The 22,499-nt window shown below is 71.7% G+C and carries 20 protein-coding genes; 11 read left to right on the forward strand and 9 right to left on the reverse strand.

The window, feature by feature from the left end:
- Positions 1-63 precede the first annotated feature (63 nt).
- From ACFQ7Q_RS32835 to ACFQ7Q_RS32845, 3 genes are all read right to left on the reverse strand, one after another.
- The gene (locus ACFQ7Q_RS32835; RefSeq protein WP_383561578.1) at positions 64-984 is read right to left on the reverse strand and encodes a trypsin-like serine peptidase; all 921 of its coding nucleotides are present in this window, start codon (positions 982-984) and stop codon (positions 64-66) included.
- Positions 985-1,106: 122 nt separating this feature from the next.
- A complete protein-coding gene (locus ACFQ7Q_RS32840) occupies positions 1,107-1,601 on the reverse strand; it encodes a GNAT family N-acetyltransferase (protein ID WP_383561580.1) in 495 nt (164 codons plus the stop codon).
- A 26-nt stretch (positions 1,602-1,627) separates the two neighbouring features.
- Entirely contained in the window at positions 1,628-1,882 is a 255-nt protein-coding gene (locus ACFQ7Q_RS32845) for a hypothetical protein (RefSeq protein WP_383561582.1), read from the reverse strand.
- Between the two features lie 125 nt (positions 1,883-2,007).
- On the opposite strand from ACFQ7Q_RS32845, the gene ACFQ7Q_RS32850 reads away from it, so the two are divergent.
- From ACFQ7Q_RS32850 to ACFQ7Q_RS32865, 4 genes are read left to right on the forward strand one after another with little or no spacing between them, the layout of a single operon-like run.
- Positions 2,008-3,612 (forward strand): recombinase family protein, encoded by a 1,605-nt coding sequence (locus tag ACFQ7Q_RS32850; RefSeq protein ID WP_383561584.1) that lies wholly within the window; start codon positions 2,008-2,010, stop codon positions 3,610-3,612.
- 31 nt (positions 3,613-3,643) lie between these two features.
- Positions 3,644-4,441: an exodeoxyribonuclease III gene (locus tag ACFQ7Q_RS32855; protein ID WP_383561586.1), complete on the forward strand. Its 798-nt coding sequence runs from the start codon at positions 3,644-3,646 to the stop codon at positions 4,439-4,441.
- 25 nt (positions 4,442-4,466) lie between these two features.
- The gene (locus tag ACFQ7Q_RS32860) at positions 4,467-5,174 is read left to right on the forward strand and encodes a response regulator transcription factor (RefSeq protein ID WP_383561588.1); all 708 of its coding nucleotides are present in this window, start codon (positions 4,467-4,469) and stop codon (positions 5,172-5,174) included.
- On the forward strand, positions 5,171-6,823 hold the full coding sequence (locus ACFQ7Q_RS32865; protein ID WP_383561590.1) for a sensor histidine kinase: 1,653 nt from the start codon (positions 5,171-5,173) through the stop codon (positions 6,821-6,823). The genes ACFQ7Q_RS32860 and ACFQ7Q_RS32865 overlap by 4 nt, the downstream gene beginning before the upstream one ends.
- A gap of 64 nt (positions 6,824-6,887) precedes the next feature.
- On the opposite strand, the gene ACFQ7Q_RS32870 is transcribed toward ACFQ7Q_RS32865, so the two are convergent.
- The 5 genes from ACFQ7Q_RS32870 to ACFQ7Q_RS32890 form a co-directional block, all read right to left on the reverse strand.
- Positions 6,888-8,207, reverse strand: coding sequence for an ABC transporter permease (locus ACFQ7Q_RS32870; RefSeq protein WP_383561592.1), 1,320 nt, complete (start codon positions 8,205-8,207; stop codon positions 6,888-6,890).
- A complete protein-coding gene (locus ACFQ7Q_RS32875) occupies positions 8,204-8,908 on the reverse strand; it encodes an ABC transporter ATP-binding protein (protein WP_383561594.1) in 705 nt (234 codons plus the stop codon). The genes ACFQ7Q_RS32870 and ACFQ7Q_RS32875 overlap by 4 nt, the downstream gene beginning before the upstream one ends.
- A complete protein-coding gene (locus ACFQ7Q_RS32880; protein WP_383561596.1) occupies positions 8,905-10,161 on the reverse strand; it encodes a peptidoglycan-binding protein in 1,257 nt (418 codons plus the stop codon). The genes ACFQ7Q_RS32875 and ACFQ7Q_RS32880 overlap by 4 nt, the downstream gene beginning before the upstream one ends.
- 2 nt (positions 10,162-10,163) lie before the next feature.
- Positions 10,164-10,784 (reverse strand): hypothetical protein, encoded by a 621-nt coding sequence (locus ACFQ7Q_RS32885; protein ID WP_383561598.1) that lies wholly within the window; start codon positions 10,782-10,784, stop codon positions 10,164-10,166.
- Between the two features lie 178 nt (positions 10,785-10,962).
- A complete protein-coding gene (locus tag ACFQ7Q_RS32890; RefSeq protein WP_383561616.1) occupies positions 10,963-11,583 on the reverse strand; it encodes a MerR family transcriptional regulator in 621 nt (206 codons plus the stop codon).
- 199 nt (positions 11,584-11,782) lie between these two features.
- On the opposite strand from ACFQ7Q_RS32890, the gene ACFQ7Q_RS32895 reads away from it, so the two are divergent.
- From ACFQ7Q_RS32895 to ACFQ7Q_RS32915, 5 genes are all read left to right on the forward strand, one after another.
- Positions 11,783-13,315: a flavin-containing monooxygenase gene (locus tag ACFQ7Q_RS32895; protein WP_383561600.1), complete on the forward strand. Its 1,533-nt coding sequence runs from the start codon at positions 11,783-11,785 to the stop codon at positions 13,313-13,315.
- Positions 13,312-14,271, forward strand: coding sequence for an alpha/beta fold hydrolase (locus ACFQ7Q_RS32900; RefSeq protein ID WP_383561602.1), 960 nt, complete (start codon positions 13,312-13,314; stop codon positions 14,269-14,271). Before ACFQ7Q_RS32895 ends, ACFQ7Q_RS32900 begins: the two co-directional genes overlap by 4 nt.
- Positions 14,268-15,158 (forward strand): SDR family oxidoreductase, encoded by an 891-nt coding sequence (locus ACFQ7Q_RS32905; protein ID WP_383561604.1) that lies wholly within the window; start codon positions 14,268-14,270, stop codon positions 15,156-15,158. The genes ACFQ7Q_RS32900 and ACFQ7Q_RS32905 overlap by 4 nt, the downstream gene beginning before the upstream one ends.
- Positions 15,159-15,267: 109 nt before the next feature.
- Positions 15,268-15,456, forward strand: a complete 189-nt coding sequence (locus tag ACFQ7Q_RS32910) for a hypothetical protein (protein WP_383561606.1) — start codon at positions 15,268-15,270, stop codon at positions 15,454-15,456.
- A gap of 126 nt (positions 15,457-15,582) precedes the next feature.
- On the forward strand, positions 15,583-16,101 hold the full coding sequence (locus ACFQ7Q_RS32915; RefSeq protein WP_383561608.1) for a GNAT family N-acetyltransferase: 519 nt from the start codon (positions 15,583-15,585) through the stop codon (positions 16,099-16,101).
- On the opposite strand, the gene ACFQ7Q_RS32920 is transcribed toward ACFQ7Q_RS32915, so the two are convergent.
- Positions 16,044-19,316 carry a S41 family peptidase gene (locus tag ACFQ7Q_RS32920; RefSeq protein WP_383561610.1) on the reverse strand — a complete coding sequence of 1,091 codons (3,273 nt, stop codon included), beginning with the start codon at positions 19,314-19,316 and terminating at the stop codon, positions 16,044-16,046. The two genes, ACFQ7Q_RS32915 and ACFQ7Q_RS32920, sit on opposite strands and share 58 nt — an antisense overlap.
- Before the next feature lie 163 nt (positions 19,317-19,479).
- Here ACFQ7Q_RS32920 and ACFQ7Q_RS32925 point away from each other — a divergent pair, with 163 nt between their 5' ends.
- The gene (locus ACFQ7Q_RS32925) at positions 19,480-20,052 is read left to right on the forward strand and encodes a TetR/AcrR family transcriptional regulator (protein WP_383561612.1); all 573 of its coding nucleotides are present in this window, start codon (positions 19,480-19,482) and stop codon (positions 20,050-20,052) included.
- A gap of 127 nt (positions 20,053-20,179) precedes the next feature.
- Complete coding sequence (locus ACFQ7Q_RS32930) at positions 20,180-22,339, forward strand: MMPL family transporter (protein ID WP_383561614.1); 2,160 nt, start codon at positions 20,180-20,182, stop codon at positions 22,337-22,339.
- Positions 22,340-22,499 lie beyond the last annotated feature (160 nt).

Here is a 22,499-nt window from a genome sequence, read left to right on the forward strand (position 1 = left end):
GATGTGTATAAGAGACAGGCGGAGGAGTGCGCCGGGGGCCGCGGCAGGGGTGTGGGAGAGGAGTCAGGACGCCTGCGCCCGGTCGTACAGGGCCTTCGCGTCGTTGCCGAAGTACGGGCCGAACATGCGGTTGGGCAGGAAGGTGTAGCCGAAGCTGTTCACCGAGACCTGGAGGCCCGTGCCCGTGGCCTCGCTGAAGCCGGAGAACCAGGGGCCGCCGCTGGAGCCGCCCGTCATGTTGCAGCCGAGGCTGTGGTCCTGGGAGAAGAGGAAGTCCTTCGAGGAGTTCCCCGCGCAGTGGATCAGCTTCGAGCCGTCGTACGGGGAGGCGGCCGGGAAGCCGAAGGCGTACATCGGCTTGTTGTAACCGCCGTTGAACTGGATGCCCTGGGCGCCGGTTACCGACGTCAGCTTCTGGCCGTTCAGCGGGGCCACGACCGCAGCGCCGACGTCGTAGTTGATGTCCTCGCTCGCCTCCCACTGAGGGGTCGTCAGCGTCTTCGTCGCCGCCCACTGGCCGTACGGGGCGCTGCCGTTGTCGTAGGCCGGGACGAACACCCAGTTCGTGTGCCAGCTGCCCTGGTACTTCACGCAGTGGCCGGCCGTGATGACCGTGCTCTGGTTCTGGCTGGTGACCGCGTTGCCGGAACAGGAGGCCGTACGGCCCTGGAAGGTGAAGAAGACCCGGCCCGAGGTCTTCACGACCGCGCCGCCGCCCGTCCAGGGGCCGCCCGGCTGCGGGAAGGCCGTCGGGGCGACGGAGGTCGGGGCGATCGTCGTCGGGGCGGACGAGCGGGCGACCTGCTCGAGGGTCTTGAGCGCTCCGGGGGCGACCTCGAGGTCCAACGGGGTCGCCGAGCGCATCCGCTCGGCGGTCCAGAAGGCGGGCTTCTCCGCCGCTTGCGCCGAGGTGGCGGTCAGGGCTCCGGTCAGCAGCGCTCCGACCGACAACAGGACAGCAGCGACTGTGCGATGGCGTCTCACGCATGTCTCCTTCTGCCGAGGCAGGTGGGGGATGAGAACGGTGCGGATCGACGTGCGTGAGGAAGGGTGCCAGATACTGAGACGGATTGTCAGGGGCGCGTCAGCAGAACGGCTCGGAGGCGTCAGCCCTCGTCGCTCGCGACCAGGGACTTCGCGAAGCAGCGGCTGTTCTCGTACTCCCGGTAGTGGCCGAACTTCGCGCATGACTCGTAGCCGCTGCTGGTGTACAGCGCGATGGCCTCCGGCTGCGCCGTGCCGGTCTCCAGGACCATGCGGGTCCGACCCGCCGCGCGCGCGTCCGCCTCGAGGGCCGCCAGGATGCGGCGGGCCAGACCCAGGCCGCGCGCCTCGGGGATCACGTACATCCGCTTGAGCTCGGCGTCGCCGTCCGAGTAGCCCTCGTCGTTCTCGTCCTGGGTGCGCCAGCCGCCGGTCGCGACGGGGCGGTCCTCGGAGTCGTAGGCGAGGAGGTAGAGACCGAGCGGCGGTACGAACATCCCGGCGTCCATCGGTGTGGCATCGCCCTCGTCGCCGTAGCGGGCGACGTACTCCAGCTGGACGGCGTCGTTGAGTTTGACGGCGTCAGGATGGTCGTAGGGGGTCGAGCGAATATTCATGCGAGACATCGTACAGGTATGCGTCGTCACTGCCCAGGCCTCTGCTTCAGATCGGTGCGCTGCCCCTGTCGGCTCTTCCGTGTGGCGAAGTAGGGGCGGGCCGCACGGTAGTCCACCGCCTTTGATCGGCCGATCTGCGTCACCGGCGGAAAATCCGGGTCGTCCTGAGCCAGCTTGGATACTCGCTGGTGGGTGATCCCCTCGACGATCCCGTCGGCGACCAGGCGGCGCGCGAGCTCGCGGAACGACAACATCTCCGGCCCTCTTTCGGGCTCGGTCACGGGTGCCGTCCTTCCTTACTTCATTGCCGTATGGCAACGAAGTCGATAGCTTGGGGCAATGACAAGGTCCCGACCGGAGCGAGCGGCTCTGTTTGGCCGGGGCCAGACCCACCACGGAGCGATCAATGAGCAGGTCCGTGCCCGAGCGTATCCAGCCGTCCCAGCGAGGCGGCGCCCCCGGGGAGCCCTGGCTTGCGTACATCAGAGTCTCCACCTGGAAGGAGGAGAGGATCAGCCCTGAGCTGCAGCGCGCGGCCATCGAGGCATGGGCGGAGCGAACCGGGCGTCGCATCGTCGAGTGGATCGAGGACCTCGACGTCTCGGGCCGCCACTTCAGGCGGAAGATCATGAAGTGCATCGAGCAGGTGGAAGCGGGCGAAGCCCGCGGCATCGTCGTCTGGAAGTACTCCCGCTTCGGCCGCTCCCGCGACGGCATCGCCATCAATCTCAAGCGTCTGACCGACGCTGGAGGCGAGCTGGAATCCGCCACAGAGGAAGCCGACGCCCGCACCGCGACCGGTCGCCTCCAACGCGGCATCCTGTTCGAGTTCGCCGCCTACGAATCCGACGTTCGCAGCGAGCAGTGGCGCGACACGCACGATCACCGACGCAACAAGCTCCACCTCCCCGCCAGTGGGCGACCCCGCTTCGGCTACGTCTGGCACCCCCGTCGCGTCCCCGACGGCAAGGGTGGGTGGAGCCTCCAGGAAGAGAAGTACGTAGCCGACGAACAGTCCGGACCCGTCATGGCGGACCGGTACCGGCAGTACATCGGCGGTGCGCCGTTCTACGCCCTTCTCGGCGACCTCAACGCCAATGGCTGGCGCACTACCCGTGGCGGCTTATGGACCGCGCAGACTCTCATCCGCTACATGGACTCCGGGTTCTGTGCCGGGCTGCAGCGCGTGCATGATCCGAAGTGCCGATGCCCGCAGAACGTCAGGGGCAACTGTCAGAACACCCTGTTCATCCCCGGCGCCCAGGAAGAGCTTGTCGATCTCGATCTGTGGCAGCAGTACCGGGACCGCCGCCAGGAGGCGAAGAAGACCCCGCCCCGGTCTCCGAGAGCCCTGTACCCGCTCACCGGACTCGTGCGCTGCGCCGGGTGCCATGGCACGACGCCTGTACAGAGTTCGATCCGCGTGATCGATGGCCGGCCCACGTCGATCAAGGGCCACAACTACATGTGCGGACGCCGCAGCGTCACCGGCAAGCACGGCTGCGACGGCGTCTACGCCGCCCGCGTCGCAGTGGAGGAGCGCCTGCTTGCGTGGCTCGCCGAACAGGTTCAGGCCATCGGCGCCTCACCGAGCAACGCCCGTCCACGGGATCCCGCGGTCGACCGGCGAGCGGCTGCGGCGCGGGAGCGCGCATGGCTGGACGCGGAGGCGGCAAAACAGAGGAAGGCTTTGGCGACCCTGCGCGCGGACCGAGCCATGAACCCGGACGACTACGGCCCGGGGGAGTACGAGGACGCCGTCGCCCGGATCCGGTACCAGCAGGCGACGACGACAGCCGCCCTGGAGCGGCTCTCGGCCGTGGAACCGGCGCCGCGGCAGTCTGACTACTGGCCGGTGATCATGGGGCTGGTGGAGGAGTGGGGGCTCCTGAACGAGGCCGAGCGCAACGGGATGCTGAAGCAGTTGGTTCGGCGCGTCGCTCTGGTCCGGAGGGAGAAGGGATTCGGTATCGAGGTGCACCCGATGTGGGAGCCTGACCCTTGGGCGTGACGCCGGGTGCCCGCCGAATGAGGAGCATGTTTTGTACACAGTGACGTCCGTCAATGTCAATGGTCTTCGTGCCGCCGCCAAGAAGGGCTTCGTGGAGTGGCTCGCCGGCACCTCCGCCGACGCCGTCTGTCTGCAGGAGGTGCGCGCCGAGGAATCCCAGCTCCCCGACGAGGTCCGGGCGCCCGAGGGCTGGTTCACCGCGCATGCGCCCGCCGCCGCCAAGGGGCGCGCGGGGGTCTCCCTCTACACCCGGCGTGAGCCCGACTCCGTGCGCGTCGGGTTCGGGTCGAGCGAGTTCGACGGCAGTGGCCGGTACATCGAGGCCGACCTGCCCGGTGTCACCGTCGCCAGCCTCTACCTGCCCTCGGGCGAGGTCGGCACCGAGCGGCAGGACGAGAAGATCCGCTTCATGGACGAGTTCCTGCCGTATCTGAAGGAGCTCAAGCAGCGCGCCGCCGCCGACGGCCGTGAGGTCGTCGTCTGCGGAGACTGGAACATCGCCCACCGCGAGGCCGACCTCAAGAACTGGAAGACCAACCAGAAGAACTCGGGCTTCCTGCCCGAGGAGCGGGCCTGGCTGAGCCGTGTCTTCGACGAGGCGGAGTACGTCGACGTCGTCCGCGCCCTCCACCCGGACCAGGACGGGCCGTACTCGTGGTGGTCGTACCGCGGACGCGCCTTCGACAACGACAGCGGCTGGCGCATCGACTACCAGGTGGCGACGCCGGGCCTGGCCGCCAAGGCCGTCAAGGCGTTCGTCGAGCGGGCCGCCACGCACGGCGAGCGGTGGAGCGACCACGCGCCCGTGACGGCGGTCTACGAGCTGTAGCGGCACACAGGGGGAGGGGGAGTCGTTGAGCGCGCGCATTCTGGTCGCCGAGGACGACGCGAAACAGGCCCGGCTCATCCGGATCTATCTGGAGCGGGAGGGGAGCGCGGTCCAGGTCGTGAGCGACGGCCGCGCCGCGCTGGAGAAGGCCCGGGCGACGCGGCCGGATCTCATCGTCCTCGATGTGATGCTGCCGCTCGTCGACGGTCTCGACGTGTGCCGCATCCTGCGCGCCGAGCACTCGGGGCTCTCCGACGTACCGATTCTGCTGCTGACCGCCCGCAGCACGGAGGAGGACCTGCTCCTCGGCCTCGACCTCGGCGCCGACGACTACCTCACCAAGCCTTACAGCCCCCGCGAGCTCACCGCGCGGGTGCGGGCGCTGCTGCGGCGGTCCAGGAGGGCCGGTACGGAGGCGCCCGCGCTGCTGCGGGTCGGCGAGGTGGAGCTGGACACCGCACGCTTCGAGGTCCGGGTGGCGGCCCGCCCCGTGGCGCTCACGTCGAAGGAGTTCTCCATCCTGGAGGCGCTGGCCCGTGAACCCGGCCGGGTCTTCACGCGGGCGCAGATCATCGAGCGGGTCTTCGGCTTCGACAGCGACGTGCTGGAGCGGACCGTCGACGCGCATGTGCGCAATCTGCGCCTGAAGCTGGAGGAGGATCCGGCGCGGCCCCGGTTCCTGGAGACGGTGTACGGGCGGGGATACCGGCTCGCGGACGGCGGCCCGGCGTGAGCTTCCGGATACGCGTCTTCGCCCTGATCCTCCTCGTCGCGGTGGTCGCCACCGCCGCCACCGCCTGGCTGACGCTGGCCCAGGTCACCCGGCAGGTCCGCGAATCGGCCGCCGCCGACCGGCAGGACGTCGCCCGGATCACCGAGGAGCTGCGTCGGTACGGGGAGACCGGCGGCACCTGGGACGGTGTGGCCGGGACCGTGCGCGCCCTCGCGCGCGACACCGGGCAGCGCATCCGGATCACCGACGGCGCCGGCGGCCAGATCGCCGACTCCGACGTCCTCCTCGGCCGGGACCCCCGCCCCGGCGGCACGGCGCCGCCGCTGCTGGTCGACCCCCGGCCCGATCTGCCCTTCGCGGACGACATGGGGGTGCATTTCCCTTCGCAGGCCAAGGTGATCGCCAGCGCCATCGCCGCGTACACGACCGGTGTCACCTACGCCGCGTGTCTGACCCGGGCGGGTCATGAAGTGTCCGTGCGTACGGGCCACTTGGACGTACCCGTCTTCACGGACGCGGGGGGACCGGTGAGCGGGGCCGGTGGATGCGTCAAGGACGACGGCGTGTCGGGCGCCGTGCTCGCGTCCCACCGCGCCGCGCTCGACGTCTGTGCCTCGACGCAGGGTGGCGAACGGCTCGCCTGTCTGCGGCGCGTGTTCGCCGAGCGGACCGCCGCGGTCGCGCCACAGCCGCTCACCGTCCGTCTCGGCGCCCTGGACGACGCGGGACAGCGTCTCGCCGTGGGCCCGACCGCGGCCGTGGCCGCCGGGGTGGCCGCCGCCGTCCTCGCCTGCGCGCTGCTGCTCGGCCGGGCGGTCCTGCGGCCCGTTCGGGCGCTCACCGCGGCCTCCCACGGACTCGGGGAGGGCGACCTCGACCGGCGCGTGCCGGCCACCGGCAAGGACGAGATCGGCGAACTCGGACGGTCCTTCAACCGCATGGCCGACTCGCTCCGGGCCAGCGAGGAACGCCAGCGCCGGCTCGTCGGCGACATCGCGCACGAGCTGCGCACCCCGCTGGCCAATCTCCGTGGCTATCTGGAGGCGCTGCGCGACGGGGTCCTGGAGGCCGACGAGGAACTGCTGGACTCGCTGCACGAGGAGGTGCTGCTCCAGCAGCGGATCGTCGACGACCTGCAGGACCTGGCACTGGCGGAGGCGGGCGCCCTGACGTACCACCGTGGTGCGCTCGACGCGGGGGAGCTGATCGAGACCTGCCGTACGGCGCACAGCGCGCTGGCCGCGACGGCGGGGGTGGAGCTGACGGCCGGCTCGCCCGGGCGGGCCGTGCCGCTGTACGGCGATCCCGGGAGGCTGCGTCAGGCGCTGAGCAACCTCGTGTCGAACGCGGTACGGCACACGGCCTCGGGCGGCAGCGTCCGGCTGGAACTGGCCGAAGGCGACGAGATGGTGCGGATCGCGGTCCGGGACACCGGCAGCGGGATCGCGGCGGCCGATCTGCCGCATCTCTTCGACCGCTTCTGGCGGGCGGACGCGGCGCGCGGGCGGGCCACCGGGGGCAGCGGGCTCGGCCTCTCGATCGCCCGTCAGATCGTGGCGGACCATGACGGGGCCATCGAGGTGACGAGCGAGGTGGGGGCCGGCACGGTCTTCACGATCGTCCTGCCGGGGCCGCGCGGCAGTCTCTGACGGCTGCGGCCGCCCGCGGGCTGCCGCGCGGGTCTCCCGCCGCGGTGCGGACGCCGGGCCGCGCTCATGTGCCGGCCAGGGCCTCCGTCGGGGCCAGGCGGCTGGCGCGGACCGCCGGGTACAGGCCCGCGGCCATGCCGATCAGCAGCGTGGCGCCCACGCCCGCGGCGGTCGCCCATACCGGCACGACGGTCGGCCAGCCGCGCGAGAGCGCGTACGCCGCCGTGATCAGCGTTCCCAGGACCGTGCCGCCGAGTCCGCCGATCGCCGACAGGAGCAGGGACTCCGTCACGAACTGGGTCCGGATCTGGCCCCTGGTCGCGCCGAGGGCGCGGCGCAGGCCGATCTCCGGGCGCCGTTCGAGCACCGAGATGACCATGGTGTTGCCCACGCCGACGCCGCCGACGAGCAGGGCGACGCCGCCGAGTCCGAGCAGCAGCCCGGTCAGCGCCGATTCGGTGGCCTCGCGGGCGGCGAGGGCGTCGGAGGGCCGGGAGACCTGGACCTCATCGGGCTTCTCCGGGTACGCGGTGGCCGCCAGCACCGTCCGTACCGCCGTCACCTGGCTGTCCTCGGCGCGGACGTAGACCGTGGAGGGGTGGCCGTCGAAGCGGAGGTACGTCCGGGCCGCCGGCCAGCCGACGAGGGCGGCGCTGTCGAGTTCGGGCGCGAGCGGTACCGGATCGAGGACGCCGACCAGGGAGAACCAGCGCCCGCCGATCCAGAGCCGGGTTCCCGGGGTGTACACGTCGAGCCGGTGGGCGGCGGTCGCGCCCAGTACGACGGCCGGGTACGCCTCGGTCGCGGGGTCCAGCCAGCGGCCCCGGCGGACGGTGCCGCCGACGGTCGGGAGCAGTTCGCGGCCCGCGGCGAGGACGGTGAGGGATCCGGTGCGGCCCACGGCGATGCGGTCGTTGCGGTAGACGTGCGCGTCCGTCGCGCCCGTGGCGGCGACCTGTCGCACCGGCGGCACGCGGTCGATCATACGAACGGCCTCCCGGGGCAGCTTCGCCTTCTCCCCGCCGGTGGATTCGCCGGGGGCGATCCGCAGGAGGTTGGTGCCGAGGGCGTCGAGCCGCCGGTCCACCTCGGCCTGTCCCGAGCCGGAGATGCCGACCACCGCGATCATCGCGGCGACGCCGATGGCGATGCCGAGTGCGGAGAGGAAGACGCGCAAGGGCCGCGTCCGCAGCCCCGTCCCGCCGAGCCGCACGATGTCGACGGGCCGCAGCCGGGCGGCTCGCGGCGGCGCCCCGGCCCGCGAGGCGGCACCCCGCCCGCGCCGGGCGATGCGCCCGAGAACGGCACCACGCCCCGCGCCCGCGCCGGCGGTGGCCGCCGGGTCCGTCCCGGCGGGCGGATCGGTTCTGTCGCTGTTGGTCATCGGGGTATCCCGGTCGTCGTGTCGGCGACCACGTGGCCGTCGCGCATCTCGATGCGGCGGGGGAGTGCCGCCGCGATCTCGCGGTCGTGGGTGATGATCACGACCGTCGTGCCGGCCGCGTGGAGTTCGCGCAGCAGGGTCAGGACGGCCGCGCCCGACGCCGAGTCGAGGTTGCCGGTCGGTTCGTCCGCCAGCAGGACCGCCGGTCCGCCGACCACCGCCCGGGCCACCGCCACCCGTTGGCGTTCGCCGCCTGAGAGCTGGTGCGGCAGGTGGTGGACGCGGTGGCTCAGACCGACCCGCTCCAGCGCCGCCGTCGCCCTGGCCCGGCGTCGGCGCTGCGGGACCCCGGCGTACAGCAGGCCGTCGGCCACGGAGTCCAGGACCGGTACGCCCACCGCGAGGTGGAACTGCTGGAAGACGAAACCGATCCGGGTGGCCCGCAGCGCGGAGACCTCCCGGTCCGACAGAGTCGCCACGTCGTGGCCGTCGACGAGGACGCGGCCCGCGGACGGCCGGTCCAGACTGCCCATCAGGTTCAGCATGCTGGACTTGCCCGAGCCCGACGGGCCGACGATCGCGACCAGTTCGCCGCGCTCGACGGTCAGGCTCACGTCCCGCACCGCGGCCACGCCGCCCGGGTAGGTCCTGGAGACCGCGTCGAACTCCACGACCGCGGCCGCCGCGGATCCACCGTTCACTGGGGGATCCTCACCTTCAGGCCTTCGCGGACCGCCGGACCGCTCACCTCCACGTCGCCGTCCGCGAAGAGCCCGGTCTTCACGGCGACGAAGGTCCCGTCCGCGGTCTCCAGGCCGTGGCCGCCCTCCGCGAGCGCCACCAGTGCGGCGACCGGGACGGTGAGGACGTCCTTGCGCTCCCGCCCCACGTACGTGACGGTGACCGGTCCGCTCTCCAGCTTCCCGAGGGACTTCTGGTCCTCGACGGTGACGGTCACCGGAATCGTCGGGGGCCCGCCGTTCTCCCCCGCGCCCTCCGCCGCGGTCGCCTCGGTGCCCACGGCCGCCACCCGGCCCCGTACCGAGCGTGCGTCGGGAAGCTCGATGGTGACGGCCGTACCGCGCACGGCCCAGGAAGCCTCGTGTGCCGAGGTGTCGACGACGACCTTCCGTGCCGTGCCGGTGTGGGCGAGGGCGTTCTCGCCGACCGGCGAACCGAGCCGGACCGTCGCCTTGCCGATCCGCACGGTGCCGGAGGAGTAGACGACGTCGCCGACCGCGACCGTGCCGGTCCGGGGGAGTCCGAGCGCCTTCTGCCAGCGCTTGACCGCCTGGGCCGTACCGGTGGTGAATCTCTGGTCCACCGTGAAGCCGGTGTAGCCGAGGGTGGCGAGGTTGGTCTCGAGCTGCATGACGTCCATGCCGCGGATCTCTCGTGGTGTCGGGGGCCTGCCACCTGTCGCGGTGTCCGTCCCTCCGCCCGTCCCTCCGCCCGTCGCTTCGCCCCCGGTGCCCCCCGGCGTCGGGGACGTGGAGGGCTCGGCCTTCGGGCTTCCGCCCTCCGGTGCGGCCGCCGGCAGCCCCAGGTCCCGGTACATCGGCAGTGGCCCGTACAGCAGCACCACCGGACGGTCGTCCACCCGCAGCAGCTCCTCGCCGCGCTGGACCGTCGTGCCCGGTACGGGGAGCCAGGTGACCGTGCCGGTCGCCTTGACCGGCAGGGGTATCTCCGGTCCGTACCCCAACGTGCCTTCCACGGAGGTGCGTTCGGTCAGGGTGGCCCGGGTGACCTGGACGGTGGAGCCGGCTCGGGGCGGGGCGCCGGGGGGCTCGTCCCCGCCGCCCCCGAGGCCCAGCCGGCCGACCGCGGCGACGGCCGCGACGACCGCGACGGCGGCGGTCGGCAGCAGAGCGCGGCGACGCCGCGGTCGCCCCGGCGCGGTGGGGGCGGCCGTCTCGTACTCCGCCTCCTCCCTGTCGATCGTCCCGCTCATGCTCAGCCCTTGGCCGGGGGCGGATTGACCGGGACGTCGTCGCCCTTGATCGGTGCGCAGACGCGACCGGCCCGCTTGGCGCCCGCCGTGCTCGGGTCCCAGTCCTGGACGCCGTCGTTCTCGTTGACCGTGGGGTAGCCGTCGGGGCCCGGGTCGGGGAAGTCGGGGGCGCCGTTGTTCTGCATGCAGTCGGCGAACTCGCGGGCGGTCTTGATCTGTTCGGGGGTCATCTTGGGTCGCATGGCCTTCTCGACGGCCATGGGGACGGTCACGTTGAACTCTTTGCACTTCTCCTGGGCGACGGTGAACTTCGGGTTCTTCTTCATCGCGCGATTGGTGTCGCCGTCGGTCTCGATCTGCCCCAGGGGACCCGGGTCCGGGTAGTCGAACCCCTGCTCGCGCATGCATGCGACCCACTTGCGCTTCGCGGCCACGTACTCGGCGATCTCGGCCTGATCGCCCCCGCCGGCGGCGGGGGGCTGCCCCGTGCCGGTACCGGACGAGGCGCTCCCGCTCTCGGCCGTGGGTATCTTCCCGCCGCCGCCGCCGTCATCGCCGCAGCCGGTCAGCGCGAACGCCATGACCGAGGCCGCGGCGGCCATCAGCAACCGGTTCGTCCTCATCGGTTCCTCCCGTTCCCCCGTTGTCCGCCTGGCGCGGGCGCGGCAGGCAGGCAGACGGTAGGACGGAGGTGATGAAGAACTTTCGAAGAACCTGTCACCCGGTCATGCGGGTGTTCACGGGCTCAGGACCGCAAGGGCGCGGGACCTGTGGGTCTCATGGCCGTACGGCCTCGGTGCCTCAGGGCTTCTCGCGCAGGCGGCGGTCCATGGCCATCGAGAGTTCGGCGTCCACCACGCTCTTCGCGAGCGGGCGCAGCCGCTGGACGTCCTTCTCGTCCGCGTGCTCGCGCAGCAGGTCGGTGAAGAGGCCGGCCAGCACGTCCGCGTGTTCGCGTACCGCCCGGCCCGCCTCCAGGACCGCGGAGAGCGGGATGCCCTCCTTCACCAGGGCCGCGGAGACGTCGAGCAGCCGGCGGCTGATGTGGACGATCGCGTCGCCGTCGGTGGCGAGGTATCCGAGGTCGAGGGCGGCCAGCAGGTTCTCCGGGGTGACCTCGCCGGCGAAGTAGTCGGCCAGTTCCTGCGGGGTGAGCCGGATCGGCTCCTCCTCGGTGGGTTCGCCGAGGCCGAGGACCTCGCTGACGTCCTTGCCGCTCTCGAAGGCGGTGTTGAGGTCGGCGATGCCGTTGAGGGTGTGGCCGCGTTCGAGCAGCGCCGCGATCGTCCGGAGCTTGGCCAGGTGGTGGTCGTCGTACCAGGCGATGCGGCCCTCGCGGCGGGGCGGCGCGATCAGCCCGCGCTCGCGGTAGAAGCGCAGGGTGCGCACGGTGATGCCGGCCGCCGCCGCGAGTTCGTCCATCCGGTACTCGCGGATGCCGGCGGCCCGACCCGCCTGGTCGGTCAGCTGATCCGATCGTTCTGCCACGCCCGCCAGCCTATGTTGTACCGCCGGTAACTTTCCCGCGCCCAACCCCTACCGCTCGGTATGGCGCTGCTCTACAGTCCCGACTGTGCCAGTGATTGCTGGCGGAGTCTTGGCCGGGCGCACGGGAGGCGGCATGGCGAAGCACGAGCACGTACGAGTGGCGGTGATCGGATCGGGGTTCGGCGGACTCGGGGCCGCCGTCCGGCTGCGCCGCGAGGGGATCACCGACTTCGTCGTCCTGGAGCGGGCCGACTCCGTGGGCGGCACCTGGCGCGACAACAGCTATCCGGGCTGCGCCTGCGACGTGCCGTCCCATCTCTACTCCTTCTCCTTCGCGCCCAACCCCGACTGGCCCCGCACCTTCTCCGGGCAGCGCCACATCCGCGCCTACCTGGAGCACGTCACCGACACCTTCCGGCTCCGCCCGCATCTGCGGCTGAACCACGAGGTCTCGCTGATGCGCTGGGACGCCGAGGAACTGCGCTGGCACATCGAGACCAACCAGGGCACCCTCACCGCCGATGTGATCGTCTCCGCGACCGGGCCGCTCTCCGACCCGAAGATCCCCGACATCCCGGGCCTGGCCGACTTCCCCGGCAAGGTCTTCCACTCCGCGCGGTGGGACCACGACTACGACCTCACCGGCAAGCGCGTCGCCATGGTCGGCACCGGCGCCTCGGCGATCCAGATCGTGCCCGCGATCCAGCCGCAGGTCGGGAAGCTGACGCTCTTCCAGCGCACCCCGCCATGGGTGATGCCGCGCATGGACCGCGCCATCACCGGCGTCGAGCGCTGGCTCCACCGCACTCTCCCCTTCACCGGGACCGCGCGCCGCGGCCTGCTCTGGGGCATCCGTGAGCTCCAGGTCAGCGCGTTCACCAAGCGCCCGGGCGAGCTGGGGCTCGTCGAGTCGCTCGCCAAGGCCAACATGGCCAAGGCGATCAAGGACCCGGCGCTGCGGGCCAAGCTGACCCCCTCGTACCGCATCGGCTGCAAGCGCATCCTGCTCTCCAACGCGTACTACCCGGCACTCGCCCAGCCCAATGTCGACGTCGTCGCCTCCGGGCTGCGCGAGGTCCGGGGCTCGACCGTCGTCGCGGCCGACGGCAGCGAGACCGAGGTCGACGCGATCGTCTTCGGCACGGGATTCCACGTCACCGACATGCCGATCGCCGAGCGGGTCGTCGGCGCGGACGGCTCCACGCTCGCCGATGCGTGGAAGGACGGGGTGCAGTCGCTGCGCGGCGCGACCGTCGACGGCTTCCCCAACTGGATGACGATCATCGGGCCCAACACGGGCCTCGGGAACTCCTCCATGATCCTGATGATCGAGTCCCAGCTGAACTACATGGCCGACTATCTGCGCCAGCTGAACGTGCTCGGAGGGCGCGCCGCCCTCGCCGCCCGGCCGTCCGCGGTCGGCGCCTGGAACCGCAAGGTGCAGGACCGGATGGAGCGGACCGTGTGGAAGGCGGGCGGCTGCGACAGCTGGTACCTGGACGCCAACGGCCGCAACACCACGCTGTGGCCGGGCACGACAGCCGAGTTCCGGCGCGAGACGCGACAGGTCGACCTCGCGGAGTACGAGGTGCTGCGGCCGGCCGTCACCGAGGCCGCGCCCGCCCCGGCGAAGCGCCCCGCCCGCAAGAAGGAGACCGTGAAGTGAGCCGCCTGACCCGATCCGGTACGACCCGTACCGCCCCGCTCCCGCACCCGCGCGAGGTGATCGCCGTCTCCGCGGACGGCGCCCGCGTCCATGTCGAGGTCTACGGCTCCGAGGACGCACCGGCCGTGGTCCTGGCCCACGGCTGGACCTGCTCCATCGCCTTCTGGGCCGAGCAGATCCGCGACCTCGCCCGCGACCACCGGGTCATCGCCTACGACCAGCGCGGTCACGGCCGCAGCCCCGCCCCGGCCGACGCCTCCGGCCACTCCACGCGGGCGCTCGCCGACGACCTCGAAGCGGTCCTCGCCGCCACGCTCGCCCCCGGCGAGAAGGCGGTCCTCGCAGGGCACTCCATGGGCGGCATGACGATCATGGCGGCCGCCGCGCGCCCCGCGTTCAGGGAGCATGCCGCCGCCGCGCTGCTCTGCTCCACGGGCCCGTCCCGGCTCGCGGCCGAATCCCTTGTCGTCCCCCTGCGTCCTGGCGGGCTGCGGACCCGGCTGACCAGGGCGATCCTGGGAGCGAGGGCACCGCTCGGACCGGTCACGCCCGTGTCGAAGAAGATCCTCAGGTACGCCACGATGGGCCCGGGTTCGGCGCCGGAGCGGGTCGACGCCTGCGCCCGGATCGTGCACGCCTGCCCGCGGCTCTCGCGGGTGGCCTGGTCGCATGTGCTCGCGGAGCTCGATCTCGAAGCGGGCGTCCGGGAGTTGGAGCTGCCGGTGGCCGTGCTCGTCGGTACGGCGGACCGGCTCACCCCCCCCGTGCACTCCCGCGCCATGGTCGCCGCGCTGCCGCAGTGCGTGGGGATGGACGAACTGGCGGGCATGGGTCACATGACGCCGGTCGAGGCCCCGGAGGTGGTCACCGCGCGCATCAGGGACCTCGTGACCACGTACGTCGCGCCCACGCCCGTCGAGCAGGCGCGGGCGCAGAAGCAGAAGGAGGACGCATGAGCAGGGTCAGCCTGGAGGGACAGGTCGCGGTCGTCACCGGAGCGGCCCGCGGTGTCGGTGAGCTTCTCGCCCGCAAGCTCTCCGCGCGCGGAGCGCGGATCGCGCTCGTCGGCCTGGAGCCGGAGGAGCTGAAGCAGGTCGCCGGCCGGCTGCACACCGAGGCCGACTGGTGGCACGCGGACGTCACCGACCACCAGGCGATGGCCCGGGTCGCGGCCGAGGTCAAGGAGCGCTTCGGCAAGGTCGACATCGTGGTCGCCAACGCGGGTGTCGCGTCGGGCGGTCCGTTCGTGGACTCCGACCCGGACGCCTGGCGGCGGGTCATCGAGGTCAATCTGATCGGCGGGGCCGTGACCGGCCGGGCGTTCCTGCCCGTCCTGATGGAGTCCCGCGGCTACTTCCTGCAGATCGCCTCGCTCGCGGCCATCACACCGGCGCCGATGATGACGGCGTACTGCGCCTCCAAGTCGGGCGTCGAGGCGTTCGCGCACAGCCTGCGAGCCGAGGTCGGCTACAAGGGGGTGAAGGTCGGCGTCGGCTACCTGTCGTGGACCGACACCGACATGGTCCGGGGCGCCGACCAGGACGACGTGATGAAGGAGCTGCGGCAGCGGCTGCCCTGGCCGTCCAACCGCACGTATCCGCTGGGCCCGGCCGTGGACCGGATCGTGGCGGGCATCGAGCGGCGCTCGGCGCATGTGTACGCCCAATGGTGGCTGCGCGGGATGCAGTCGGTCCGTGGCTATCTGCCGGGGCTCATCGCCACGGTCGGCCAGCGGGAGATGAAGCGGTTCGAACCGCGGCTCGCCAGTGTCTCCAAGGGCCTCGTGGGGGCCGGTGGGGCGGCCGACGAACAGGCGCGCACGGGCGCCACCTCGCCGCGGTGACGGGGAGTATCTGATCGAAATGCGCGGAATGTTTCGCCGTGCCACGCTGGTCGAGGCCCAAGGGGCGAGCCGCCCCTTCCCCCTCACACCCGTCTAGGAGTGAACCTTCATGGGCAAGCAAGACCAGTTCAAGGACAAGGCGAGGCAGGCCGCAGAGCAGGCGAAGCAGAGGATGGGCAACGCGCGCGAAGAGGCGTCCGAGCGGGCCTCCCAGGCCAAGGGCCGCCCCTCCGAGGAGGAGCAGCGCCGGGCCCAGCAGCAGGACCAGGACCGCCTGGACATGGACTACGACGCCTGACATCCGTCCGCTGAATGTCCTCCGAGAAGGTGCACCCGGGACGCCGGGTGCACCTTCCGGCGTTCACCTCCCGCTCCTGATGAATTTCCGGTGCGGCCCGCGGCCCCTGCCGCGTACCGTGCGGCCATGACCGAGCTGCAGCCGCTCCGAGCCGAACACGCCCCCGCGCTCCTCGCGTTCGAGCGGGAGAACCGGGTGTACTTCGCCGCCCATGTGCCCGACCGGGGAGACGCGTATTTCGAGGAGTTCGAGGCGCGGCACCGGGCCCTGCTCGACGAGCAGGAGACCGGCGCGATCCTGTTCCACGTGCTGGTCGGGGAGGGCGGGGAGATCCTGGGGCGGTTCAACCTCGTCGACGTGGTGGAGGGGTCGGCCGACCTCGGGTTCCGGGTCGCGGAGAAGGCCGCCGGGAGGGGCGTGGCCACGGCGTCGGTACGGGAGCTGTGCCGGCTGGCCGTCACCGCGTACGGACTCGACCGGCTCACGGCGTCCGCGGCCCTCGGCAACGCCGGTTCGAGGGCCGTGCTCGTACGGACGGGGTTCGTGCCCGTCGGGGACGTCGTCCTCGACGGGCAGCCCGGGACCTCCTACGCGCTGGACCTCGGGGGGAGCTTCGGGCGGGAGTTGTCGGGGACGTCGGCGTAGCCGGGCGGGCTCGCCGCCGGGGTCTCCGCGAGCAGCGAGAGAGCCAACTCGACCGCGTCGTCGAGCTGGGCGTGGCGGCCCTCGGCCCAGTCCAGCGGGGTGCGCAGGATCGCCAGGTCCGGTTCCACGCCGTGGTTCTCGACGGACCAGCCGTACTCGGGGAACCATGCCGCGTTCATCGGGACCGTGATCTGTGTGCCGTCGCCCAGCCGGTGACGGCCCGTCATGCCCACCACGCCGCCCCAGGTCCGCTGCCCGATCACCGGTCCGAGGCCCAGCAGCTTGAACGCGGCCGTGATCATGTCGCCGTCCGAGGAGGTGGCCTCGTCGGCGAGGGCGACGACCGGCCCGCGGGGGGCGTTCGAGGCGTACGAGACGGGCTGCGCGTTCCTCGTCAGGTCCCAGCCGAGGATCTTGCGGGTGAGCTTCTCCACCACCAGCTCGCTGATGTGGCCGCCCGCGTTGCCGCGCACGTCCACGATGAGGGCCGGCCGGGAGACCTCCATCCGCAGGTCGCGGTTGAACTGGGCCCAGCCCGAGCCGCCCATGTCGGGGATGTGCAGATAGCCGCACTTGCCGCCGCTGACCTCCCGTACGACCGCGCGTCGTTTGGCCACCCAGTCCTGGTAGCGCAGCGGCCGCTCGTCGATCAGCGGCACGATCGCCACCCGGCGCGAGCGGCCCTCGCCCGCCGCCGGCTGGAAGGTCAGCTCGACCGTCGTACCGCCCGAGGAGGACAGCAGCGGGTAGGGGCCGGTGACCGGGTCCACCGGGCGGCCGTCGACGTGGGTGAGGACCGCGCCCTCGCGGATGCCCGTCCCCGCGAGCGGCGAGCGCGCCTTGGAGTCGGAGGAGTCGCCGGGCAGGATCCGCTTCACCATCCAACCGCCGTCCCGCGGCACGAGGTTGGCGCCCAGCAGGCCCATCGGCCGCTGGTAGTGCGGCGGGCCCTCGTTGCGGCGGGCGGGTGAGACATAGGCGTGCGAGGTGCCCAGCTCGCCCATGACCTCCCGCAGCAGATCGGCGAACTCGTCCGGGGACGCGATCCGTTCGACGAGGGGGCGGTACTGGTCGAGGACGGCGGGCCAGTCCACCCCGCACATGTTCGGGTCCCAGAAGTAGGCGCGGACGATCCGGCCGGCCTCGTCGTAGGCCCCGCGCCACTCGGCCTCCGGGTCGACCTCGTGCAGGATCCGTCGCAGGTCCATGTAGACCGTCGAGTCACCGTCCCCGGGCTCGGTCGCCGGCACCGCCCGCAGATCGCCCTCGTCGACGACGACGAGCCGCGAGCCGTCGCCGCTGACCGCGAACCAGTCGATATGGCCGACGAGTTCGGTCTTGCGGGCCTTGATGATGTTGAAGTGTTCCAGGGTGGGGCGGCCCGTGGTGTCCGAGGGGTTGGCGAAGGTCTCGCCGAGCGCGCCCGAGATGGGCCAGCGCAGCCAGACGAGCCCGCCGCCGCTGACCGGGTGCAGTGCCGAGTACTTGGAGGCGGAGACGGGGAAGGGCGTGACCCGGTCCGGGAGCCCCTCCACCTCCACGATCGTGGTGCCCTCCCCGCCCTCGACCTCGGTCTCGGTCGGGTCCAGACCACCCGCGGCCGGGCGTCCGTCGGGCAGCAGGGCGAACGGGGAAGGAGTCGCCGAGGACAGCGGTACGAGATAGGGGCGGCAGCCCAGCGGGAACGACAGATCGCCGGTGTGCACGTCGTACACCGGGTCGAAGCCCCGCCAGGAGAGGAAGGCGAGATAGCGGCCGTCGCTGGTGAAGACCGGGTTCTCGTCCTCGAAGCGGCCGTTGGTGACATCGACGACGGTCCGGGCGCCCGGCCCGGAGATCCGGGCCATCTTGATCTGGCGCAGCGAGCGCCCGATGCCGGGGTGCGCCCAGGTCAGCCAGGCCCCGTCGGGGGAGAAGGCGAGGTCGCGGACGGGTCCGTTGACGGAGCGGATCAGCTCCGTGGCCTCTCCGTTGGAGTCCTCGGTCGCGTCGATGAGCAGCAGCCGGCCGTCGTTGGAGGCGATCGCGAGCCGTTCGCCCTCCGGGTCGGAGACCATCTCCTCCACCCGGCCGAGCTCGCCCGAGGCCAGCCGCCGCGGCTCGCGGTCGCCGCTGGCGCGCGGCAGGTAGGCGACCTCGATCGCGTCCTCGCCCTCCGCGTCCGTGACGTACGCGATCTGGCCGCCGCTGCCCAGCATCTCGGGCAGCCGGACCCGTACGCCCGGGGTGTCCGTGATGGTGCGGGCGGGCCCGTCGCGGTGGGTGAGCCAGTACAGGCTGCCGCGCACGGAGACGGCGCTGGCCCGCCCGGTCTCGTCGACCGAGATCGCGTCGACGTGGTTGGCGGCCGGCACCTGGTAGGCGCGGCGGCCGGCGCGCGGGCCGCCGAGCCGCACGTCCAGATTGCGCGGCGCGGCGCCGGGGGCGGTCAGGTCGTCGACGATCCACAGGTCGCCGGCGCACTGGTAGACCACGCGCCGTCCGTCGCTGGAGGCGTGCCGGGCGTAGAAGGCGTCGTGGTCGGTGTGGCGGCGCAGGCCGGTGCCGTCGGGCAGGCAGGAGTAGAGGTTGCCGATGCCCTCGTGGTCGGAGAGGAAGGCGATCCGGCCGGAGACGAACATCGGGCAGTCGAGCTGCCCGTCGAGGTCCGGCATCAGCTGCTTCCCGTGCAGCCACAGCCGCCCGGTGGCGCCGCCCCTGTACCGCTTCCAGGCCGCCGCCTCGTGCGGCGGTTTGCCCGTGAGGAGCAGCGTGCGGCGCTCTCCGTCGAGATCGGCCACGGCGATGTCGGAGACCGGGCCCCAGGGCATCCGGCCGCCGGGGGAGCCGTCGGTGGCGACGGTGTACGCCCAGGAGAAGTACGAGAAGGGCTGGCCGTGCGAGGAGACGGCGAGGATGTCGCCGTCCGGGGACCACGAGCAGACCCGGGTGTCCGTCGAGCCCCAGTAGGTCAGCCGGCGGGCGGGCCCGCCCTCGACCGGTGCGAGGTGGATCTCGGGGTCGAGGCTGCGCCAGCTCGTGTAGGCGAGGTGGCGCCCGTCGGGCGAGAAGCGCGGGTGGCCGACCCGGGTCCGGTCGACGGTCACCCGCCAGGCCCGGCCGGACCGGTGCCCCTCGGGGACGAGGGGTGCGACCCAGAGGTCGTCCTCGGCCGCGAAGCACAGCAGGTCGTCGTGGAGGTGCGGGAAGCGGAGATACGCGACGTCGTCACTCACCCCCCAATGCTTTCCACCCTGATGGGGTGCGGCAACTCGTACGGGCGTGCGCGTGGCCCGCGGCCGCCTGTGGCCCAGGACACGTACGAAACGGTTTCGTTTCGCTGGACGGTGGGGTAACTTCGAGGTGTACGAAACAGTTTCGTTCGGATGGAGTCCGGTCATGGCACGCAGCAGGCTCACACCAGAGCGTGAGTCCGAGCTGTACGAAGCCGTGCTCGACCTCCTTCGCGAGGTCGGCTACGACGCCCTCACCATGGACGCCGTCGCCGCCCGCACCCACTCCAGCAAGGCCACCCTCTACCGCCAGTGGGGGAGCAAGCCCGAACTCGTCGCCAAGGCGATGCGCCACAACAAGCCCATCAAGATCGCCGAGATCGACACGGGCAGCTTGCGGGGCGACTTCCACGCGATGATGGAGCTGACCGACGACTGTCAGATGGAGAAGGACACCGCGCTCATGCGGGGTCTGGCACATGCGGTCCACACCAACCCCGAACTGCTCCAGGCGCTCCGCGAACTGCTCATCGAACCCGAGATGAGCAGCCTGCGCGACGTGCTGGAACGAGCGGTGGCGCGGGGTGAGATCAGCGCCGACAACCCGGCGCTGAAGTTCGTCCTGCACATGATCATCGGGGCGTTCGTCGTTCGCCCGCTGATCGAGGATCAGCCGATCGACCACGCCTTCATCACCGATTACGTCAACGCCGTCGTGCTCCCCTCACTCGGCGTCTGATCCGCACCGGCTCCCCGGCCGGTACCACTGATACGTCCTCACCCGCACCCCCTGACGCTGCGCACCGCTCACGCCGTCGGGCCGGCTCCCCATGCCCTGTCCCACCACGAAATGGGAGTACGCCCCCGTGGCCACGTTCCTCTACAAGTTGGGTCGCTCCGCCTTCCGGCGCCGACGGCTCGTCGCCCTCCTCTGGGTGGCGCTCCTCGCGCTCGCCGGGGTCGGTGCCGCCACCGCGCCCGCCGCGACCTCCAGCTCCTTCTCGATTCCCGGTACCGAGGCCCAGAAGGCCTTCGACCTCCTTGAGCAGCGCTTCCCCGGCGGCAACGCCGACGGGGCCACCGCCCGCGTCGTCTTCAAGGCCCCCGAGGGCCAGAAGATGACCGACCCGGCCAACAAGGCCAAGGTCCAGGAGGTCGTCGGCGAGCTGAAGGCCGGCTCCGACGAGGTCGCCCAGGTCACCGACCCGTACACCGCCCAGGCGGTCTCGCGGGACGGCTCGACCGCCTACGTCTCCGTCAGCTACAAGGTCTCCGGCATGGAGCTGAGCGACGCGACGCGCGAGGCGCTGCAGAAGACCGGGCACGACGCGCAGGGGCAGGGGCTGACCGTCGAGATCGGCGGTGACGCCCTCCAGACCATGCCCGAGACCGGCGCGGGCGAGATCGTCGGCGTGGTCATCGCCGGCATCGTCCTCGTCATCACCTTCGGTTCGCTCGTGGCCGCGGGGCTCCCGCTGCTGACCGCGATCATCGGCGTCGGCATCGGCGTCTCCTCGATCACGGCGCTCGCGAACGTCCTCGACCTCGGCTCCACCACCTCCACCCTCGCGATGATGATCGGCCTCGCGGTCGGCATCGACTACGCGCTCTTCATCGTCTCCCGCTACCGCTCGGAGCTCGCCGACGGCCGGGAGCGCGAGGACGCCGCGGGCCGCGCGGTGGGCACGGCCGGCTCGGCCGTGGTCTTCGCCGGTCTGACCGTGGTCATCGCCCTGGTCGGCCTGGCCGTCGTCAACATCCCGATGCTGACGAAGATGGGCTTCGCCGCCGCGGGCACGGTCGTGATCGCGGTCCTGATCGCGCTCACCCTGATCCCGGCCATGCTCGGCTTCGCCGGTAGCAGGGTCGTGGGGCGCAAGGAGCGCAAGGGGCTCAAGAAGCCCGACGACAAGCCCAACATGGGCACCCGCTGGGCCCGGTTCGTCATCCGACGCCCGGTCATGGTCCTGCTCGTCGGCGTCATCGGCCTCGGCGCGATCGCCGTGCCCGCCGCCTCGCTGGAGATGGGCCTGCCGGACGACGGCGCCAAGCCCGCCTCCGCCACCGAGCGCCGCGCCTACGACCTGCTGTCGGACGGGTTCGGCCCCGGTTTCAACGGGCCGCTGATGGTCGTCGTCGACGGTGACAAGGCCGTGGCCGACTCCACCGTGAAGAAGATCGAGGGCCTGGAAGGGGTCGTGGCGGTCACCCCGCCGACGCCCAACAAGGCCGGCGACACCGCGATGATCACGGTGATCCCGAAGGACCGTCCCTCCTCGGTGGAGACCGAGAACCTGGTGCACGACATCCGGGAGACGACCGGCGACAACGTCCTGGTCACCGGCGCCACCGCGATGAACATCGACTTCTCGCAGAAGATGAACGACGCGCTCGTGCCGTATCTGGCACTCGTCGTCGGACTCGCCTTCCTGCTCCTCATGGTGGTCTTCCGCTCGGTCCTGGTCCCGCTGAAGGCGGCCCTCGGCTTCCTGCTCTCGGTGGTCGCCGCCCTCGGCGCGGTCGTCGCGGTCTTCCAGTGGGGCTGGCTCGGCTCCCTCTTCGGGGTCGAGCAGACCGGCCCGATCATGTCGATGATGCCGATCTTCATGGTGGGTGTCGTCTTCGGTCTCGCGATGGACTACGAGGTCTTCCTCGTCACCCGGATGCGCGAGGCGTACGTCCATGGGGAGCGCCCCGGCGAGGCGATCGTGACCGGCTTCCGGCACAGCGCCCGGGTGGTCACCGCCGCAGCGGTGATCATGATCGCGGTCTTCTCCGGCTTCATCGGCATGACCGACCAGATGATCAAGATGATCGGCTTCGGTCTCGCCGTCGCCGTCCTCTTCGACGCCTTCGTGGTCCGGATGGCGATCGTCCCCGCGGTGCTGGCCCTGCTCGGCCACAAGGCCTGGTGGCTGCCCAAGTGGCTGGACAAGGCGCTGCCGAACGTCGACGTGGAGGGCGAGGGCCTGGCCACCGAGGACGCCGGGCCGACGGAGCCCGAGCGTGAGCTCGTGAAGGTCTGAGCCTCATGAACCCCGCGGCGGCCGGCATCGGGCGCGGCGAAGCCGCTCCGGTGGAGCCGCTTTAGCGGGGGAGGAGCGCGCCCCGGACCGCGCCGGGACCTGTGGGGACGGGGAGCCGACGCGGCGCCGCGCCGTCATCGTGTCGAGTCCGACACGATGA

It is taken from the genome of Streptomyces sp. NPDC056527 (genome assembly GCF_042794475.1).
Taxonomy (GTDB): Bacteria; Actinomycetota; Actinomycetes; order Streptomycetales; family Streptomycetaceae; genus Streptomyces.